At 52.4% G+C, this 20,383-nt stretch carries 15 protein-coding genes; 9 read left to right on the top strand and 6 right to left on the bottom strand.

The features are described 5' to 3' along the window. Nucleotides 1–81: 81 nt before the first annotated feature. Together K4305_RS02365 and purE are read right to left on the bottom strand one after the other, a co-directional pair. Nucleotides 82–588 (bottom strand): cupin domain-containing protein, encoded by a 507-nt coding sequence (locus K4305_RS02365; RefSeq protein ID WP_331560734.1) that lies wholly within the window; start codon nucleotides 586–588, stop codon nucleotides 82–84. Further along, nucleotides 575–1,090 (bottom strand): 5-(carboxyamino)imidazole ribonucleotide mutase, encoded by a 516-nt coding sequence (gene purE, locus K4305_RS02360; protein ID WP_331560733.1) that lies wholly within the window; start codon nucleotides 1,088–1,090, stop codon nucleotides 575–577. Before purE ends, K4305_RS02365 begins: the two co-directional genes overlap by 14 nt. Before the next feature lie 128 nt (nucleotides 1,091–1,218). On the opposite strand from purE, the gene hemN reads away from it, so the two are divergent. From hemN to K4305_RS02340, 4 genes are all read left to right on the top strand, one after another. Next, nucleotides 1,219–2,640 carry an oxygen-independent coproporphyrinogen III oxidase gene (gene hemN, locus K4305_RS02355; RefSeq protein ID WP_331560732.1) on the top strand — a complete coding sequence of 474 codons (1,422 nt, stop codon included), beginning with the start codon at nucleotides 1,219–1,221 and terminating at the stop codon, nucleotides 2,638–2,640. A gap of 66 nt (nucleotides 2,641–2,706) precedes the next feature. Continuing rightward, nucleotides 2,707–3,840 carry a Gfo/Idh/MocA family protein gene (locus K4305_RS02350; protein ID WP_331560979.1) on the top strand — a complete coding sequence of 378 codons (1,134 nt, stop codon included), beginning with the start codon at nucleotides 2,707–2,709 and terminating at the stop codon, nucleotides 3,838–3,840. A gap of 43 nt (nucleotides 3,841–3,883) precedes the next feature. Continuing rightward, on the top strand, nucleotides 3,884–4,201 hold the full coding sequence (sugE, locus tag K4305_RS02345) for a quaternary ammonium compound efflux SMR transporter SugE (protein WP_331560731.1): 318 nt from the start codon (nucleotides 3,884–3,886) through the stop codon (nucleotides 4,199–4,201). A 289-nt stretch (nucleotides 4,202–4,490) separates the two neighbouring features. Beyond that, the gene (locus K4305_RS02340) at nucleotides 4,491–8,726 is read left to right on the top strand and encodes a response regulator (RefSeq protein ID WP_331560730.1); all 4,236 of its coding nucleotides are present in this window, start codon (nucleotides 4,491–4,493) and stop codon (nucleotides 8,724–8,726) included. Here K4305_RS02340 and K4305_RS02335 read toward each other — a convergent pair. Beyond that, nucleotides 8,721–10,679, bottom strand: a complete 1,959-nt coding sequence (locus K4305_RS02335; protein WP_331560729.1) for an ABC-F family ATP-binding cassette domain-containing protein — start codon at nucleotides 10,677–10,679, stop codon at nucleotides 8,721–8,723. The two genes, K4305_RS02340 and K4305_RS02335, sit on opposite strands and share 6 nt — an antisense overlap. 262 nt (nucleotides 10,680–10,941) lie before the next feature. Here K4305_RS02335 and K4305_RS02330 point away from each other — a divergent pair, with 262 nt between their 5' ends. The 3 genes from K4305_RS02330 to K4305_RS02320 are packed head-to-tail and all read left to right on the top strand — an operon-like array spanning nucleotide 10,942 to nucleotide 15,144. Continuing rightward, entirely contained in the window at nucleotides 10,942–12,210 is a 1,269-nt protein-coding gene (locus tag K4305_RS02330; protein ID WP_331560728.1) for a TolC family protein, read from the top strand. After that, entirely contained in the window at nucleotides 12,200–13,174 is a 975-nt protein-coding gene (locus K4305_RS02325) for an efflux RND transporter periplasmic adaptor subunit (RefSeq protein ID WP_331560727.1), read from the top strand. The genes K4305_RS02330 and K4305_RS02325 overlap by 11 nt, the downstream gene beginning before the upstream one ends. After that, nucleotides 13,171–15,144: an ABC transporter permease gene (locus K4305_RS02320; protein ID WP_331560726.1), complete on the top strand. Its 1,974-nt coding sequence runs from the start codon at nucleotides 13,171–13,173 to the stop codon at nucleotides 15,142–15,144. Before K4305_RS02325 ends, K4305_RS02320 begins: the two co-directional genes overlap by 4 nt. A gap of 352 nt (nucleotides 15,145–15,496) precedes the next feature. Here the strand turns inward: K4305_RS02320 and sucC are convergent, their stop codons facing one another. Then, nucleotides 15,497–16,672 (bottom strand): ADP-forming succinate--CoA ligase subunit beta, encoded by a 1,176-nt coding sequence (sucC, locus tag K4305_RS02315; protein ID WP_331560725.1) that lies wholly within the window; start codon nucleotides 16,670–16,672, stop codon nucleotides 15,497–15,499. Nucleotides 16,673–16,792: 120 nt separating this feature from the next. Here sucC and K4305_RS02310 point away from each other — a divergent pair, with 120 nt between their 5' ends. Together K4305_RS02310 and K4305_RS02305 are read left to right on the top strand one after the other, a co-directional pair. Then, entirely contained in the window at nucleotides 16,793–17,245 is a 453-nt protein-coding gene (locus K4305_RS02310; protein WP_331560724.1) for a nucleoside deaminase, read from the top strand. Between the two features lie 191 nt (nucleotides 17,246–17,436). Next, complete coding sequence (locus K4305_RS02305) at nucleotides 17,437–17,835, top strand: hypothetical protein (RefSeq protein ID WP_331560723.1); 399 nt, start codon at nucleotides 17,437–17,439, stop codon at nucleotides 17,833–17,835. A gap of 135 nt (nucleotides 17,836–17,970) precedes the next feature. On the opposite strand, the gene K4305_RS02300 is transcribed toward K4305_RS02305, so the two are convergent. After that, a complete protein-coding gene (locus K4305_RS02300) occupies nucleotides 17,971–18,996 on the bottom strand; it encodes a hypothetical protein (protein ID WP_331560722.1) in 1,026 nt (341 codons plus the stop codon). 76 nt (nucleotides 18,997–19,072) lie between these two features. Continuing rightward, nucleotides 19,073–20,332: a nitronate monooxygenase gene (locus tag K4305_RS02295; RefSeq protein ID WP_331560721.1), complete on the bottom strand. Its 1,260-nt coding sequence runs from the start codon at nucleotides 20,330–20,332 to the stop codon at nucleotides 19,073–19,075. Nucleotides 20,333–20,383 lie beyond the last annotated feature (51 nt).

The raw sequence follows: 20,383 nt of genomic DNA, 5'->3' as shown, positions 1-20,383 counted from the left end.
AAAGTACAAAAAAACAAAGAAATTACACGATCTGTTCCCTGTTACGGGAGAGCTTGCATTTCTGTGGAATTTTTTTTCGCTTCAGGTCAGTCTGTCGATGAGTAGCGCGTATTCCGGCCATCGTTCAAGGAGAAATTCTCTCTTCGCAAAGGAAAAGTCCCTGAAGTCGAAACCCGGAGCGACAACGCAGCTGACGAGGCTGAACCCATCATGCTCCTGCCGATCATTCGGGTGGCAGGCGCCGAACCAGTATCCTGCCGGCACGCATCCTTGCAGAGCCTCCCCTTTCTCCGGATCGCTTCCGAGCAGTAAAGACGATGGCGCCCCGGCAGGGGGGAACATATGCACTTCAAGAGGCAGGCCGGCATGATGGAACCAGAGCTCGTCGGAGCGGATGCAGTGCAGTCTCGAACGCTCGCCGGTTCTCAACAGGTAGTAGATCGCTGTTGCAAGGTTTCTTGGGCTTCCGTCATGAACCTCGTGCCCGAAATCGAACGACTGCGGACTCCTGTAGGTTTCGCGATAGAAGCCGCCTTCGGGGTGAGCAAGAAGCTGCAGGCGTTCGATCCAGAAATCAGCTTTTTGCATGCAGTTTTTCGCGGATTTTCGCTGTTTTCTGACGCGATGCCTCGCCAAGTTTCACCCTGAATGCTTCGAGAGCCTCCATAATGGAGCTGTCGGTGAGTGCGAGAATCTCTACTGCAAGCAATGCTGCGTTGCGGGCGTTGTCGATCCCTACCGTGGCAACGGGAATGCCGGCAGGCATCTGCACGATCGAGTAGAGAGAGTCCTGACCGTTGAGCTTGCTGCTGAATACAGGGACGCCTATTACAGGAAGAACGGTCATGGCGGCCGTTACGCCGGGCAGGTGAGCTGCGCCTCCTGCTCCTGCGATGATGACTTTAAGTCCCCTGGTTTTTGCTGTCGAGGCGTACTTTTCCAGATCCTGCGGAGTCCTGTGCGCTGAAATAACCGAAATTTCGCAAGGAATGCCGAATTCGTCAAGGACGTGGACCGCCTCTTTCATAATGTCGAAGTCCGAATCGGATCCCATGAGTATGCCGACCAGAGGAGTGTTGCCCTTGCTCATAAAAAAAGATAGTTAAGGCGGAGCGTCTTGCGACCGCCGGGTTGATAGATGTTGTTTGCGGAAATTTCCGGGTTTTGTGTATTTTGCGGCATCAAGTTTTAAAATAATACATGCAGAGGAAGATTACAATGGCAACAAATCTCGCAGTAAAGTACAGCAATCCCGGCCCCCGTTATACAAGCTATCCCACCATTCCATCCTGGAGCACCGACGGCGTTACCCAGGAGCAGTGGAAAGATGCCATGGTCAAAGGGTTCAACGACAGCAACGAGACCTCCGGCATCAGCATGTACATTCATATTCCGTACTGCGAGAACTACTGTTATTTTTGCGGCTGCAATGCTCATCGCACCAAAGATCACTCCTTCGAGGAACCATACGTCGATGCACTTCTCAAGGAGTGGCAGATGTATCTCGACGTTTTTCCGGGTACGCTCAACGTCAAGGAGCTGCATATCGGCGGCGGTACGCCGACTTTTCTCAGCCCGGAAAATCTCATTCGCCTTGTTGACAATCTTTTCAGGAGAGTCAACCGGATGGATAACCATATCTTCAGTTTCGAGACAAATCCCCGTTCGACCACGAAAGAACATCTTGAAGCACTCTACAGTGTAGGGTTCCGGAGGATGAGTTTCGGTATCCAGGACTTCGATCCGATTGTGCAGCAGGAGATAAACCGTCCCCAGTCGTTCGAACTGGTCAGGGAGAAGGTAGATCTTGCTCGTGAAATCGGCTTTACATCGGTGAACTTCGATCTTGTTTACGGTTTGCCGAAGCAGAACCTCGGAACCATTACCGATACCATCCAGAAGGTCATGACGCTTCGTCCGGACCGTCTTGCATTTTATGCTTACGGTCACAATCCGCACATGTACGAAGGACAGCGTAATTTCAGGGAAGAGGACCTGCCGGTCGGTGACGTCAAGCAGGAACTTTACGATAAGGGACGAGCCATGCTCGAGTCGATCGGTTACCATGAGATTGGCATGGACCATTTCGCCATCGAGGGCGACGCCCTTTATGAAGCGGCAAAAAACGGGACACTTCACCGCAATTTTATGGGATATACTGAAAATACAACCCAGATGATGCTGGCTCTCGGATCGTCTTCCATCAGTGACACGTGGTACGCTTTCGCCCAGAATGAACGTACCGACGGTGCATATATGCAGGCGGTCAACGAGGGTCGTTTCCCGCTCCACAGGGGCCATCTGCTTACCGATGAGGATCTGGTGCTTCGCCGCCACATTCTCAATCTCATGTGCAGGCAGGAGACCTTCTGGGAAGATCCGAAGCTCTATACACCAGAACTTGACATCGCCCGCTACCGTCTCGAGGATATGGAGAACGATGGCATGGTGGTGCTCCTTGAAAACGGTGTCAGGGTAACCGAAATCGGTGTGCCTTTCCTGCGCAATATCTGCATGGCTTTCGATGCGAGGCTCTGGCGTTCAGACAGCCTTTCCAAAGCCTACAATGTGTCTCGGGACATCCAGAAAGAGTATATCGAGCGGGCGCGAAAGGCAAAAGAGGCCCGGCATGCCGGCTGAAAACCACAAGAACGAATGAATAGAAGGGTGATGAAAGTCACCCTTTTTTTTATCTCTCCATATGGTATGAAAAAAACAGTGAGAATAGGATTCCTCGGCAGCGGTTGGGCCCAGGTTGCGCAGGCTCCGGCATTCTCCCTGCTCGAGGATGTTGAACTTGCCGCAGTTGCGAGTCCCACCGAGGCACGACGAAAAAAGTTCATGGATCGTTTCGGCATTGCCGAAGGCTATGCCGAATGGAAGGATCTTTTGCAGGCAGATCTTGATCTGGTGTGCGTTACCACGCCGCCATACCTGCATGCCGTAATGGTCAACGCACTGCTCGAGAGCGGCAAGAGCGTCCTTTGCGAGAAGCCTTTCGCGCTGAGCGTTCAGGAAGCTGCAGCCATGCACTTCACCTCGCTGCGTACCCCCGGACTTGCGCTTATCGACCACCAGCTGCGTCTGCATCCGGCGGTCAAATGCATGAAGCAGATGATCGACAGCGGCGAGATAGGCAAAGTATACGAAGTGCGGGCAGTGGTGAACCTCGCAACCCGCAACCGGAGCGATCTTCGTTACTCCTGGTGGAGCGATGCGGCAAAAGGCGGGGGAGCGCTTGGCGCCATAGGATCGCATCTGATCGATCTGAACAGGTTTCTTGTAGGGGAGATTTCCGAAGTTTGCTGCAATCTGGCGACACCTGTTACGCATCGTCCTGACGAGTGGGGCAAATCCCGCCTGGTCACTTCCGATGACAGCTTCGCCATGTTCATGAAATTCGGTGCATCTTCGGTTGCGCTCGGTTCGTCTTCGCTCATGCACGTCACGACGGTGGGATCCTATACCTGGCTCTCTTTCGAGGTCGTGGGAAGTCTGAAGACCATTCGTCTTGATGGCGCGGGGAGGCTCTGGGAGATTGCCAACGGAGCGGCGAAAGGGGGAAGAAGCCTGATCGATGCTCCACGCTGGAAGCAGCTCGAACCCATGCTTTCCTGGGACGAGCTTGTGCTGCAGGAACGGATCCGGCTTTCATCGCTGGCGATGCATGGCATTTTTGCGGTAGGGTTTGCGTTTCTTGCCAACAGGATCGTCAAGGCGCTGCGAAACGGCGAACAGAAGCTGTATGATGCCGCCGGGTTTGCCGATGGACTCGTCATCCAGAAAGTGCTCAAGGCTGCAGCCGATTCGCATCGGTTGCGGCAGTGGACCAGGGTATAGTAGGTAATGGGTAGTGGGGAAAACTGTTTGAAAGGACTGCGTTATGGAGTGGTTGATGCTGTTTGTTGCCGGTATGTTCGAGTGCGCCTGGGCGGTGGGGTTGAAATATTCCGAAGGCTTTACCCGGCCCGTACCATCGGTGTTGACTATCGCGGCGATGCTTGTCAGTTTCTGGCTGCTCTCCGTTGCTATGAAGACTATTCCCGCAGGTACGGCTTATGCGGTATGGACCGGGATCGGAGCCGTCGGAGTGGCTGTTGTCGGCATGCTGTTGTTCGATGAATCGCGCGATGTCGCAAGGATTCTCTGCATTATGCTTATCGTTGCCGGCGTCCTCGGCCTCAGGATCTTTTCCCATTGACATATGGTCTTTCGCTGGTTGATAACGCTTTGCTCGAACGCGTAATTTGACTACATTACAGCAATAGTATCGCGCACCCCAGATAACCCCGGATAACACATCGTTTCGTGTTTTTTTTACATGGTATGCCGGTTTATCCGGTTATATGTCATTTCTATGGCATGTCTGCACCGCAATCTCTGTTGCGGGCAAGGAACAGACGGCCCTGTACATCCGCATTGCACATTAACAGTCGGGAAGCTGTTGGTTACCGCATGATGGGTTTCAGGAGCTGCCGCGTTTGTGCCGCATGCGGCTTTCCAAAGGCATTCTTTACATGGTAAAAAACATCACTGGCCGTCTGATGGCGGTCATGTTGCTGCTTGGCGCAATTCTGCTTGCCGGAACGGCTGTCCATATCGCCGATCGTCAGATGCGCTCCGAACTGCTTGCCGATCTTGACGCAATGCGGGAAGGAATTCGTCGTATCGACATTTCGTCCTTGAGCGGCAGCTATGGAGATCTCGGAACCAGTTCATATCGGGAACTCAACAAAGAGCTGACAGCTATCTGCAGAATGACCGCAAGATGCAGGTTTGCCTATCTGCTCGGTATGAACCCACGGGGCGGCGTGTTTTTCTTCGCCGATTCCGAGCAGCCGACATCTGCGGATTTTTCGCCGCCGGGTCAGCTTTACCCTGAGGCTTCGCCCATGCTTCTCAATGTCTTCAGGACAGGCAAACCGGTTGTCGAGGGCCCGATTTCCGATCGTTGGGGGATCTGGGTCAGCGGTTTTGTGCCCGTTGGTTACATTGAAAAAAACATGCGTTACGCTGTGCTTGGCATCGATATCGATGCTTCGGAATGGTTCTGGGAAGTGGCATCCCGTTCGGCTTTACCTGTAGGCGGCATCATTATTGCCGGCATAATGGCACTGGTTTTCTCGCTTTCATCTGCAGGGCGCGACGACAACCTTTCCAATCCGCTTCTCGTTCGCCTTTTTCCCTTTCTTGCTTTGCTGCTGCTCTTCCTTGTTTCGGCATTTGCTTTTCTTCTCTGGATGTTTCAGGACAGGCGCGTGCAGGAGCTTTCAAGTCAGGCCGAAAATGAGGCGTTTATGGCATATCGTCATGCCGTATCGGTTCAGACCGAGGGACTGGAAATAACGATGAACATCATAGAAAACGATGCTTCCACAATTGCGGCTTTACGCGAAAGGAATCGCGAGTATCTTTACGGAAAATATTTTTCGCTCTACCGGCACCTCGCCACAGAGCATGGTGTTTCCCATTTCTGTTTTACCGATTCGGCGCGCATCTGCATCCTGAGCATGCACGATCTGCTGAGAACGCCCGTGCGCAACAATCGCTACAGCATAGTTGAGGCGGGTAATACCCGCAAAACGGTCAGCGGTGTCGAACTCGATCCGGATGGCATGCTTACCGTTCGTATTGTACAGCCTGTTGTACGCAGTGGCAGCATAGCCGGTTATATCGATATCGCCAAGGAGATCGGCGATGTGGCATCAAAAAGCAATTTCCGGCAGGGGACTGCCATGGCATTTTTCATCGATAAGCGGCTGCTCGACAGGGCTAAATGGAATAAAGCTTCGGAACGTTTCGGCCGTCCGGCTGAATGGGATCGTTTCAGGGGCGAGGTGCTGGCGTATACTACCCTTGAGCGTTTGCCCGCAGAATTCGATGCCGCGATTGTTTCGTTAACAGAGAGACAGCAATTGCTTCATGCCGTTACTGAATGGAAGGGAAGGAGCTGGAAAATAAGTGTCCTGCCTCTCGATGATTTATCCGGTTCATCCATCGGGAAGATAATCCTGATGCAGGATTTCTCGGATTTCAAAGTTGCCCAGTCGAGACTGCATGTCTTGTCGGGCGTTTCCCTTCTCATAATAGGGGTGATCATTTCAGGCCTGCTCTACATTCTGCTTAAACGCATAGACAGGGGGATCCTTAAAAGAGAGCAGGCTCTTCTCGATAGTCGCGAACAGTATAAACTGGCCGTAAACGGGAGCAACGATGGCATCTGGGACTGGAATCCCGTTACCGGTACGCTTTTCCTTTCTCCGAAATTCATGGCGATGACAGGCTGGGAATCAGGCGATTTCGACGGTACCTTTACATGGTTCGAACAGAAAATTCATCCGGGAGATCAGCAGAACTTCCGGGGGAAGCTCCAGCGATATCTCGATACCGACAAAACATCTTTCAGCATTGAATTCCGGTATCTCCATGCGGACGGTTCGACCATCTGGATTCTCGGCAGGGGCGCGGCACTACGGAATGCAGAGGGAAAGCCCTACAGGATGGCTGGATCGTTCAGCGACATTACCGGCAGGATAGAGGCGGCAGAAGAGCTTGCCCATCGGGCCGCATTTCAGAAGGTATTGATGGAGCTTGCTATCGGTTTCGTCAATTCGCCTCTTGGCGAGCTCGACAATTCGGTCAATACCGCACTGGCAAAGGTCGGCACTTTCCTGAAGGTGGACAGGGTCTATCTTTTCCGATACGATTTTGAAAACGGCACCATGAGCAATACCCATGAGTGGTGCGCCGAGGGGGTTTCTCCGGAAATCGAAAACCTTCAGAATATTTCAAACGCAGACCTGCCGGACTGGGTTGAAACGCATCTGAGCGGTCGTATTGTCCATATTCCGGACGTGTCGGAGCTTGAGGCAGAGAGTGTGCTCAAGTCTGTACTCGAACAGCAGGGCATTCGTTCACTGATAACCATTCCGCTTGTATATGGTGAGCAATGTTTCGGGTTTGCGGGGTTCGATGCCGTTCAGGAAAAAAAGATCTGGGGCGAAGAGGAGATTTCCCTTCTCAGAGTGCTTGCAGAACTTTTTACCAATGCAGAGCTCAGATACCGTCACGAAACAGCCCTTGTTGATGCGCGCAATGCTGCCGAGGCGGCTAACCTCGCAAAAAGCGAGTTTCTTGCCAATATGAGCCACGAAATCCGTACACCCATGAACGGTGTGATCGGCATGACCGGTCTTCTGCTGGGTACCGAGCTTACCCAGGAACAGCGGATTTATGCCGAAACGGTGCTGGCAAGCGGCGAATCGTTGCTGACGGTCATCAACGACATACTCGATTTTTCGAAGATCGAGGCGGGTAAGCTTGAACTTGTGGAAGTGCCTTTTGATCTCAGGGCTCTGCTTGACGATTTTGCCGCCATAATGGCCGTGAAGGCGGGCGACAAAGGACTTGAATTCATATGTGCCGCGTTGCCGGGAGTGCCCTGTTCATTCAGGGGCGACCCTGACAGAATTCGTCAGGTTCTTAACAACCTTGCCGGCAATGCCGTCAAATTTACCCACAAAGGGGAGGTGACTGTCTATGTTTCGGTTTTTTCCAAAACGAAGGATGATGCGCTTCTGCATTTTTCCGTAAGGGATACCGGCATCGGCATACCGACGGAAAAGCTCGACAGGCTTTTCAAGAGTTTTTCCCAGGTTGATTCATCGACGACCCGCAAATACGGTGGTACAGGCCTCGGCCTTGCCATAAGCAGGCAACTTGTCGAGATGATGGGGGGGGCGATAGGTGCCCGAAGCGATCCCGGAACCGGATCAGAGTTCTGGTTTACCCTTCCGCTCAGGATTCACAGACCCGACGAGGTTCGGTGTCATTCTGACGACAGTCTCATAACCGGCAAGCGTATCCTTGTAGTTGACGATAATACGACAAGTCGGAATCTGCTCAGGCTGCTGCTTGAATCATGGGGTATGGATGTTTCAGAAGCTTCAGATGCCGGCGAAGCGCTCGACCGGCTCCGGATGGGAATCGGACAGCAAAAGCCTTTCGTCATTGCGCTCATCGATATGCAGATGCCCGGTACCGATGGACTGGAGCTTGGCAGGATGATCCAGGAAGATTCATCAATAAGCGGAACATTGCGAATGCTTATGAGTTCCATTGTTATCCGTAACGATCTCCGGGTGCTTGAACAATACGGTTTTTCGGGTGCAGTGCTCAAGCCGGTAAGGCAGTCGGAGCTTTTTAACGCACTTGCCGAGACGTTGTTCAGGGCTTCCGGGGAGCTTTCTTCCGGTAATACATCATTATCTTCCGCAACTGCGACGGCTCAGGAGCCTGCGGGCTTTCGACCATCACCGGCTGAAGGCGCAGAGAGAATAAAAATACTTCTTGTTGAGGACAGCATAATAAACCAGCAGGTCGCCGTCGGCATTCTTTCGAAACAGGGTTACGAAGTCGAAGTTGTCGCCAACGGACTGGAAGCTCTCGAAAAACTGCGTTTCCGGTTATATGACATGGTCATCATGGACATACAGATGCCGGAGATGGACGGCTTTGAAGCGACCCGTATCATCCGCGATCCGGTTTCCGATATTGCAGATCATTCGGTCCCGATTATCGCGCTTACCGCACATGCCATGCAGGGTGATCGTGAAATCTGTCTGCAATCCGGCATGAATGATTACCTGTCGAAGCCTATCAATGCCGCTGAACTGACCGAGAAGGTTCGAAAATGGAGCAGGACAGGCAACAATGGAGCTTCATAGCGACGAAGCTGCCTGTTCCCACTCATCGAAAAGCCGATCAAGTTCTCCGGATATCGACTGGTACTCGTCGAGCGTGCGTTTGTTCTCCTCCTGCGAGCGCTTGTAGAAATCTTCTGCTGCCATAAGCGATTCAAGGCCCTCTTTTCTCTGTTCCAGAGCCTGTATGTTTTTTTCGATCGATTCGATTTTCCTGTGATTCTTTTTTGCTGCAGTCGGCGGTTTCGCTGCCGGCGTTTCCCTGCTTTTTGCCGTGGCGGTTTCGGTTTTCTGGCGAGCGTTCTCTTTCAGCCGTTCCTCTTCGATCGCTTTTTCCGCTTTTTCGAGGTATTCCGCATAGCTTCCGTGATAGAGCTGCAGAGTGCCGTTTCTGATCTCGATTACCTTGTTGACAAGGCTGTCGAGGAAGTAGCGGTCATGGCTCACCAGAAGCAATGTGCCGTCGTAGTTTTCCAGCGCGTCGATGAGCATCTCCTTCGAGCGCATGTCGAGGTGGTTGGTCGGTTCGTCCATGATCAGAAGATTCGATGCCTGCAAGAGTATGCGGGCCAGGGCTACCCTTGATTTTTCGCCTCCCGAAAGCACGCCGATTTTTTTTTCGATGGCCTCTCCGCTGAACAGGAAGCATCCGAGGATGTCCCGAATTCTTCTCTGGGCTTCCGAAGTCGGTGCCGCATCGAGCATCTCTTTGTAGACGGTTTTATCCGGATCGAGATTTTCCGTCTGGTGCTGGGCGAAATAGTTCAGACTGACGTTGTGACCGGTGGTAAGACGCCCATCGAAATCGATCTCTCCGGCAAGGATTTTGCAGAATGTGGTCTTGCCTGCGCCGTTTGATCCCACGATGGCGATACGGTCTCCACGCAACACCTCAAGGTCGATGCCTCGAAGTACCTGTTTGATCGTTCCATCCGGCAGCCTGTAGGCTTTGGCTATGCCGTCGAGCCGCATCACCTCGCGTCCCGAAGGGTTGGCTTTCGGGAATCTGAAGGAAATTCGGGAAAGATCTTCTTCGGGAGCCTGCATTTCCTGCTCAAGCTTTTCAAGCTGACGCAGCCTGCTCTGAGCCTGTCGGGCCTTGGTCGCCTTGTAGCGGAACCGGTCTACGAACGCTTTCAGATCGGCTTTTTTCTTCAGATCGTTTTCGTAGCGGCTCATCAGCAGCTCATATCGGGCTGCTTTTTCTTTTTCGTAATAGGAGTAGTTTCCTTTGTATTCTTCTATCCGCTGAAAGGAGATTTCAAGGGTCCTCGATGTGAGTTTGTCGAGGAAAAACCGGTCATGCGAGACGATAATACAGCTGTGCTCGTAGTTCAGCAGGTAGTTTTCGAGCCATCGAAGCGAATCGATATCGAGATGGTTGGTCGGCTCGTCGAGCAGCAGGAGAGTAGGGTTCTGCAGAAGCAGCCGGGCTATGAGCAGGCGCATCTGCCAGCCACCGGAGAACGATTTGACTTTCTTGTGGTAGTCGGCTTCGCTGAACCCGAGTCCGGACAGCATTTTTTCCGCCTGCGCCCGCATAGTGTAGCCGCCCTCCCGTTCGAAATCGTGCATCGCATCGGTGAACCGTTCGATAATCCGGTGGTAGGCCTCTCCTTCATGGTCGTGATCCGGTAAGGCCAGTTCATGTTCGAGCCGGGCAATTGTTTCCGACAGCTCGAAGAGGCGAGCATTGGCATGCATGGCGTACTGCAGGGCGGTTTTATCGAGATCGTCCTCGAAAGAGATCTCCTGCGGAAGATAACCGATTGAGGTGTCTGCAGATTTGAGAAACTGTCCGCCGCTGACGATGAGGTTTTCTGTCGATGCTCCGGTGATAAGTTTCAGGAGTGTCGATTTTCCTGTTCCGTTCATTCCGACAAGCGAAACGCGGTCGCGGTCGCCGATACGGAAAGAGGAGTCCCTGAGCAACTCTTTTGTGCCGACGCTGAGAGAGAGATTTCTTGCTTCAAACATGATAAACGTATCAGTTGGTAACAGTGGACGGCAAGCTGTTTCGTTAAATGTTCGTGATCGATGGATCAAAAGATACGAGTATTCTTTAAATTTCCGCCGGGTTGATGCAGGTCGTTCAGCGTTGTTTCAGAAACCGGAATCCGTTCCCGTAAAAAATCACTTGACAGCAAGATTTTTTATGAATTCACGTCATATTTCCGAGTACATGCTGTTATATCCCTTTTGTTGCGCAGGAGCCTTGAGTCTCAGAATCTGTTTATCCATGAAAACTCTCGTACTTTCGTTGTTCGCACTGTCGTTGTTGTGCTTCAAGCCTTCGCTTTATGCCCATGAGCCGCTTACATGGCAGCAGTGTGTCGATGAAGCGAAAACAGCCCATCCCGACCTCTATTCGGCACAGGCCGCATTGCAGCAGACTGAAGCCGACAAACGCATCAGCAGCAGCCAGAAGCTACCGCAGCTCAGTGCCGGCCTCAGCGGCGGACAGCGAGGCAGCACCGAAAGAAGTGTCGGTTCGGTATCTTCGTTTGCCTATTCTCTGACGGCGAAACAATTGCTTTATGATGGCGAAAAAACATCGAAAGAGGTCGCTTCCGACAACGAAGCCGTCAATGCCGCCAGGCATCGGTATCGCGAAGTCTCTGCAGCGTTGCGTTTCGCGCTTCGTTCCGCATTTGCCGAACTTCTCAAGGCCCAGGAGCTGGCCGGGCTTACCACAGAGATCGCCGAACGGCGGAAAAAGAATGTAAGGATGATCAATCTCCGTTACCAGGCGGGCAGGGAGCATATCGGTTCGCTTCGCAAGGCTGAAGCCGATCTTGCCCTGTCGGAGTTTGAAGTGTCTCAGGCTCAGAGGGGACTTGATCTTGCCCGATCAAAACTCGCATCGGCACTTGGCAGGGACGATCGCCGGCAATTCACGGTAAAGGGCACATTTTCCCCTTCGGAAGACGACAGCATCAAACCCGATTTTGTCCGTCTTGCAAGAAACACTCCCCGGTTTCTTCAGCTCGAAAGCAGCAGAAAAGCCGGCCGGCATGATCTCGATGCCGCCAAAAGCACCTTTTCTCCGGAGCTCTATCTTACCGCTGCTATCGGAAGAAGCAGTATCGACCGCTGGCCGCCCGACGAAATCGACTGGAATGCCGGGGTGGATATTTCGGTGCCGATCTATGGCGGCGGTTCAGGCCGGGCGAAAGTCGCAAGGGCGATGGCTGTGCTGAGCCAGCGTAACGCCGATGAAAAAAGCGGTTATCTTCAGGTGCTCGATTTGCTTGAAGAGAGCTGGAAGCAATTTGCCGATGCTTGCCACTATGTGGATGTACAGAAAAAATATCTCGACGCTTCAATCGAAAGATCGCTGATAGCTGACGTGCAGTATTCGAACGGTCTCACATCGTTCGATGACTGGGTGATCATCGAAGACAATCTTGTCAGTGCAAAAAAAGCATTTCTTACCGCCGGAGCCGATCTTCTGATCGCCGAGGCCGCATGGATAATGGCAACAGGAGGAGGTTTCGATGCTCAGTAACAAAAATAAAAAATTCACTATCGGTCTCGGGGTTCTGCTTCTCGTTGCCGGTGCCGTCGCATTTTTCTTTTTCAGGGGCGGGAATCATTCGAAAGAACAGTATACGGAAATTCGTGTCGAACGCGGAACGATCGTCTCTTCGGTATCGACCACGGGCGTTGTCGAACCGCGAAATCGACTTAAAATAAAACCGTCAATCGCAGGAAGAATCGAAGAGATCCGGGTCGAAGAGGGGCAGATGGTCCAGAAAGGCCAGGTACTGGCCCTGCTCAGCTCGATGGAACGCGCGGCACTGCTCGATGCCGCCAAACTGCAGGGCGACAGGGAGCACTCATACTGGCAGAATGTCTATCGGGCATCGACGGTCATCGCGCCTATCGACGGTCAGGTTATCGTGCGCGGCATCGAACCAGGCCAGACCGTCACTACAGGCGACTCGCTTTTCGTCCTTTCCGATCGTCTGATCGTAAAGGCCTATGTGGACGAAACCGATATCGGCAATGTCAGGATCGGTCAGAAAACGGTGATCGGGCTCGATGCCTATCCGGAAATCAGGGTGAACGGTGTGATTGAGCATATACATTACGAGTCGCATCTTCAGAACAATGTCAATATCTACTACGTCGACGTGATTCCCGAAACCATTCCTGAGGTTTTCCGTTCCGGCATGAGCGCAAATATCGATATTATCGTCAGCGAAAAAAAAGATGTGCTCTTACTACCGTCCGGTGCCGTCAATACGAATAACGGCAGAAGCATGGTCTGGTTGAAAAACGTCGAGCCGGAGGGAGGCATGATCCCAAGAACCGTCCGTACCGGCATCCGGGACGACAGCAATATCGAAATTATTGATGGAATAAAGGAAGGGTCTGTCGTTCTTTTGAGGGATGCTGCATTTTCTCTTCCAGAAAAAAGAGGCGGATCAAATCCATTCATACCCCAGCGGAACAGAATATCAAGATGAACCCTGTCATCGAGCTTCAGGATGTCTGTCGTACCTATCGCATCGGCGATAATACGGTTCACGCGCTCAGAGGCGTTTCGCTCAGCGTCGAACAGGGGGAGTTCATCGCCATCATGGGCGCTTCCGGCTCGGGAAAATCATCCATGCTGCATATTCTCGGCCTGCTCGACAGCCCCGACAGCGGCCAATACCGTATTCTCGGAAAGAACGTCGATACTCTTTCAGAGGATGAACGGGCCGGTGTTCGCAACAATCTTGCAGGCTTCGTCTTTCAGCAGTTTCACCTGCTTCGCAGGATGAACGTTTTGGACAACGTAAGACTGCCGCATATATACAGCGGCCTGAAAGGCGATTTCCGCAGGGATGCCGAAGAGCGCCTCAGGCTTGTCGGGCTCGAACATCGCATCGGCCATACCCCCAGCCAGCTTTCCGGCGGCGAACAGCAGCGGGTGGCCATAGCAAGAGCGCTGGTGCGCAATCCCCTCATCATTTTCGCCGACGAACCGACAGGCAATCTCGATACGAAAAATTCGTACGAAATCATGCTGCTGCTCAAAGGGCTTAACGAGCAGGGAAAAACCATCATCATGGTGACCCACGAACCGGATATCGCCGCCTACGCCGGCAGGGTGATTACCATGCGCGACGGGCTCATCGTCAGCGACGAACGAAAGGAGGGGTCTCGCAATACCGCAGTCCTGCGGGAGGAACTGCCATCGGTACTGCATTCTTCCGATAAGGATAGCATCTGGGGAACCGGGCGCATTTCCGGTTTCATTTTCCAGGCCGTGCAGTCCATTCTCGCCAACAAGGTGCGCTCGCTGCTTTCGGTTCTTGGCATTCTTGTCGGCGTCGCTTCGGTGATTGCCATGATATCGCTCGGAGAGGGTGCCAAGGCCGCCATGCAGGAGCAACTCAAGTCGATGGGATCGAATCTGCTTTCCGTCAGAGGAGGATCGGCAAAAATCAGGGGTTCGGCACAGGGGGCCGGAGCGGTTACCCGCTTTACGATGAAGGATGTCGAGGCAATAGCTGAACTTCGTTCACTGGTCAGAAGGACGTCCGGCGTTATAAACGGCAGCGGGCAGGCGGTATATGCGAACAGGAACTGGAGTACGAATATCGAGGGCGTCGGTTACGAGTATGGCTCCATTCGCTCGGCTATTCCTTCGGTTGGGCGGTGGTTTACTCCTGAAGAGGTCAGGCGGCGCGAAAAGGTTGCCATTATAGGGGTCACTCTTGTCAAAGAGCTGTTCGGTTCATCGAATCCGATCGGAAAAACCATCAAGATCAACCGTATCAATTTTACCGTCATCGGCATTGCTCCGGCAAAAGGTTTTTCAGGACCGCGCGACGAAGACGACCTTGTCATGATTCCGGTTACCACCGCGATGTACCGGGTACTCGGCAAGGATTACCTCAGCGGAATTTTTGTGGAAGCAGCAAGGCCTGAACAGATGGAGGAGGTGAAAAGCGTCATCAGCGAGGTGATCCGAAAAAGGCACCGGTTGCATGGAGACGACGATTCATTCAATATACGGGATATGACTGAAATGCAGAAGATGCTCAGCAGCACAACCGAAACCATGAGCATGCTTCTCGGCTCCATAGCGGCAATTTCCCTTCTGGTCGGAGGTATCGGCATCATGAATATCATGCTGGTTTCGGTTACGGAGCGAACCAGAGAGATCGGTCTGAGGAAAGCCATCGGTGCGAGGAATGACGATATCATGCTTCAGTTTCTTGTCGAATCGGTAGGGATGACGCTCATTGGCGGTCTTATCGGGATAGCGACCGGTATCGGTATCTCGCTGCTGCTTTCCTTCGTTGCCGGATGGACCGTGAAAACATCGCTTTTTTCCGTAGTGCTTGCAACCCTGTTTTCCGTAGTGACCGGTTTGTTCTTCGGTCTCTGGCCGGCCCGAAAAGCAGCGGATCTCAAGCCTGTGGACGCTTTGCGCTACGAGTAGAGGGTTCTCGGAAAGAAAAAAAAAATTATGTGCAAGGTTCTGCAAAGAATGCCGTCCTACTCTATGAAAGCGCGATGAGTGGTTTTCGTGTTTTCACCCTTAGGTTAGTTGGTTGTGTGTGGCAAAGACAGTCGGTGGCCGGTCGTTTTTTAGTGATGTGTTGTTGTGACTATGAAGACGAACCGATAAAAGAGAGGAAGGCAAAGGTTGAACGGGCGGTCGCCGATTAGACAGCGAAGAGCGTGAGTAGGGCTCTTCGCTGTTTTTATTTGCTTTTTCCGAGATAAAAAAAACCCTGCATGATTGTTCATGCAGGGTTTAAACGGAAGCGATCTTTATTCTTATTGAGTTCCTACGATGCGAGAGCCTTGTTCACTTTTGCTGCGGCATCGTGCAGGCCGGTTGCGGCAATCAGGTTCAGGCCCGACTCGTCGAGCATCTTCTGTGCGATTTCGGCATTTGTGCCCTCAAGACGCACGATAACCGGCAGGCTCAGGTCGATTTTTTTTGCTGCCTCGATAATGCCTCCGGCAACGCGGTCGCAACGCACGATGCCTCCGAAAATATTGACGAGGATGGCTCGCACATTCTTGTCGCTCAGGATGATCTTGAACCCCTCTTCAACGGTCTGAGGACTTGCTCCCCCTCCAACGTCGAGGAAATTGGCGGGTCTTCCGCCTGCGAGCTGGATCATGTCCATGGTCCCCATGGCCAGCCCGGCTCCATTAACCATGCAGCCAACGTTGCCGTCCAGGCGCACGTAGTTGAGATTGGATTTCGACGCCTCCACTTCGAACGGATCCTCTTCGCTGATGTCGCGTAATTCGAGAAACTCTTTATGGCGGAACAGCGCGTTGTCGTCGAAATTGATTTTTGCATCGAGAGCCAGTACGCGCCCCTCTTTTGTCACAACCAGAGGGTTGATTTCGGCAAGCGACGCATCGATGGCCATATAAGCATTGTAGAGCGCGGTGACGAACGAAACGGCGTTTCTGAACTGTTCTCCCTCGAGACCAAGGAAAAACGCCGCTTCACGTGCCTGAAAACCCTGAAGGCCGAAAAGGGGATCTACCTGCAGCTTCAACAGCTTTTCCGGGGTCTCTTCTGCTACTTTTTCGATTTCCATGCCGCCCTCGGTGGATATCATCAGCACGTTCTGTGACGTCGAACGGTCGAGCGTGATGCCGACATAAAATTCCCTGTCGATGTTCATGCCCTCTTCAACCAGCAGCCTGCGGACCTCCTTGCCTTCGGGGCCTGTCTGATGGGTGACGAGCGTGGTTCCTATCATCTGGCTCGCAATCTCGAAAGCTTCGTCCGGAGTCCTGGCGAGTTTCACCCCGCCGGCCTTGCCCCGTCCTCCCGCGTGGATCTGGGCCTTGACCACAACCACAGGGCTGCTTTGCTCTTCGAAAAGCTGAATGGCCGCCTGTTTGGCCTCTTCCGGCGAAAAAGCAACGATTCCTTTCGGCACGCTGACTCCGAATTTTCTCAGGATATCTTTGCCTTGATATTCATGAATGTTCATATTACCTCAGCTGTATGATGGATGATTGATATCGTCCGGCCGAAAAGCCGGAAAAATCAGGAAAGGAAAACCACATTATAGCAAATTTTACCTGTTTACTAAAGCTTTAACCCGCGATGTATGCACAATTTGAACTTTTATATGGAGCAGGCTCTCAGGGAGGCGATGAAAGCGTATGAAAAAAAAGAGGTGCCTGTTGGAGCGGTTGTATTCGACAGCAATGGCAACATAGCCGGAAAAGGGTATAATCAGGTCGAGGCGCTGATGGATGCCACGGCGCACGCCGAAATGATAGCGCTCACCTCCGCTATGGCTACGCTCGACAGCAAATACCTTAACGACTGCACGCTTGCCGTCACCATGGAGCCCTGTCCCATGTGCGCGGGAGCCATAGTGAACGCCAAAGTCGGTCGGGTAATCTTTGGCGCATACGACCCGAAGATGGGTGCGTCGGGTACAGTGCTCAACATTACCGGTTGCAGGGAGCTGAACCACCAGCCGGAAGTGATAGGCGGCATCATGGAGGCCAGATGCCGTGAACTGCTTCAGGATTTTTTCCGCCAGCTTCGTTAACCGTAACTGCCTGACAGGGAGAGAAATTAGGTTGGTTTTAAAAAAAAAGGTACATTGACTTTTACCGTGAAATTAATATCCCCAATACGTTAATCCCTTCACGGAATTCTCGATTAATTTACGTAGCTGTCGTTTATAACCGCATGAAATGAGGAGGTTATATGGACGAGCCATGCAGAACCGTATTAGAATTGCAGGACAAGATATATCATCTCGCGTTCCGGATGACAGGCTCGAAGATTCTTGCCAGGGAACTTGTTCTGCTCACTTACCGCGATGCAGGGGCATATACCACCGTACACGAGCTGTTCAAGCGGTTCAGGGCATACTATTTCAGTAATTTCTGCATTGATCTTTTCTCGTGTTTTCTTGCGGCAGGATGCGGTGGATCGAAAGATCTGCAGGACGACTCTTCGGGATATTACTATGAAGATATCAAGCTGGCAGTTCTGTTCGCAGACATGTTCGGACTGAGTTGCCAGGAGATAGCCGAAATCAACGGAGCCGATCCCGATATCCTGAAACTCTGGTTGTGGTGGGGTCGAAAAACATTTGTGATGGTCAGAATCGAGGAAAATGCAGGAGGCTGATCAGCTTTTTATCTTAAGCAGCGATAACAAAGTCGGCATGCCTGCCGGGGCAAAAATATGACACTGTCGCTTTAACCGGTCGCAGCCACTTGCGGCGTATAACCCCAATCCATCTTCTTTCCCGTCTCCCGTCTCCTATCTCCTTTCCCCTGTCTCCACCGAAATGTTTTCACGAATGATGCTTTTGAGGGATGTTGCAAGATGTGAGACAATGTCCTGGGCGATGTTGCTTCCTACCGAAGGGGGCTGCACGGTGTCGAGGCTTTCTATGCCGGCTTTTTTGACGGCGTTGCTGATGGTAACCGAGAGTATCGGGTTGCATTCCCGAACGATTTCCTTCAGCATGAAGGAGGCTTCGAACATGCTTTGCTGAACGATTTCCCTGTGATCGTCTTCGGATACAGCCTGGCAGTGCCGGATAGCTATGATACCGGACAGACAGGTGAGGTAGGTGTTGGTGGCTCCGGCGAGAAAAAGATTCATGAAAAAGGGTGTGAGCAGGTTGCCGCCGGGCAGAAGCGACGAGAGCGTGTTGCTGAATGAGGACTGGATGATCGGCTTGATGTGTGCCGGTATGTCGTCCTTTTTGAAGTCGGAGAGCGGCAGGCATGCGTAAACCGAACGTACAAGGGCTGCGAACTCCATCGCGTGATGGTTTCGGTGATGGATGGCGTAGGTGTTCCACACCGCCTTGAGTATGTTTTTAAGTGACGTTGTCGTGCCGTAGGAAGTGTTCTGCGCAAAGGCGCCCACAAAAAAATTTTTGGTCGCGATCTGTTTTATCATATTGAGCGAATCGACTTCGAGCAGTTTGAGATTTGCGCGAAGCCAGCGAAGATCCTTCTCCTTGCGTAACGGTTCGTTATGCAGGGGGTGAGCGGAAAGCGTCATGCAGAGATAGTCCACGTAAAACGGGAAATCTTTGGCGGTTTCATTCAATGGCAGCCGCGGGCGTTTTGGCATTCTGAAAAAGCGGATGACCGATAGCAGGGTGAATATGATGATTGCTGAGGCGATGACAAGAAACCCGTATCCCGCGTAAGGGTGAATGCGGCTTAGCAGTTCGCTGAATGCGGCAAGCTGGTTTATGGTGAACACGCCTGCAAGAAGCAGAAACGCCGCAAGTGCTGAACCAAGGAGAACGGTAGTTTTTCGTTTCATGCCGGAAGCCTGATGATCGTGGATTAACGGAACTTATTCAGGTGCTTCTTTGTGGTAATGTAACGAAAAAAACCGTTTATGCGTTTTCTTCACGTTCAGGAAGCCGGATCTCCTGATCCTTGCTGAACTGGTAGTCGAGGAAGATATCTTCTGCCGAAGGAAGCTGCCATGAACCGTCGGCAAGCCGGTTTGTCGTGTCTTTGAGCCTGTAGGTCATGTGTCCGCAGGTCCAGCAGTCGTAGCGCGCCATCCCCGTGCAGAGGCAGGTTTTTTCGGTCGGGGTCATTTTTTCGCCGGGCATTCTCTCCGCCATGGCTTTGTAGTACGCATCGATATAGGTGCATTTTCCGCCGTTCTCAAGCAGGTAGCCGAGACCCTCGCAGTTCGGCTTGATGGTGTATGAGAGCGTCGGTGAGTTGACCAGCATGCGCATGGGGTAGCCTGTGGTGGAAGCCATGTTTACAACGATATCCTTCTCCTCCGCCCTGATGTATTCCTGCTTGACCGCTGCGGGCAGTCCGGCTTCCTTTGAAATGGTGAAGCGTGTTGCAACCTGAACTGCCGAAGCGCCCATGGCCAGATAGTCGGCCGCATCGGTACCGGTGAAGATGCCGCCTGCAGGTATGACCGGAATCCGGAGATCCTCCTTTTTCAGGAAGTCGAGCACCTCGGTAACGATGGTTTTGAGGTCGAAAGTGTGCCAGTCGAGCGGTCCGAACCCAAGATGTCCGCCGGCGAGCGGGCCTTCGACTATGATGTAGTCCGGCAACCGGTTCAGGCGGACGGCGCGTTTGAGAAATATGGCGAGCGCCCTTACCGATGATATGATGATGCCGATTTTTACATCTCTGAACCGAGGGTGATCCTGAATGAGGTCGAGCGTACGAAGGTTCAGGCCGGCGGCAAGTGTGAGTCCGTCTATTCCGGCATCCATTGCCGATGCAAGCCGCACCTTCAGCGTTTCCGACGCGTTGTTCATGGTGAGTTTCTCCATGCAGTTGAGAAAGACCGCGCCTTTGCCGGTTTTCTGTGAAACCGTGTATGCAATGTACTTTTTCTGAGCTTCGGCAATCTCTTCGAGATCGAACAGCACCGCTGATTTATCAGGGTTGTTTCTATAGCTGGCGTACTTCTTTCTTTTCCTCGTTGTATAGGTCGTACTGAAAATCTGATCGCAGACGTAACCGACTTCGGCATCCGAAATATGGCCTATGCCGCCAAGCCGCTCCGCCGCAAGGGCGAGTTGGGTGGTTGATATGTTGACGCCCATACCTCCGATAATGATAGGAACGAACTCTCTGCCGCCTAACTGTAACCTGAAATTGTCTACGATCATTGTCTGTATTCTTCCGGTGTAAATAGCAATTCACGGCTTCCGGTGGATCCG

The sequence above is a fragment of the Chlorobium sp. genome, from assembly GCF_036528655.1.
Taxonomy (GTDB): domain Bacteria; phylum Bacteroidota; class Chlorobiia; order Chlorobiales; family Chlorobiaceae; genus Chlorobium.
Note: the sequence above shows the minus strand (reverse complement) of the source record. Positions and strands in the feature narration are given on the sequence as shown.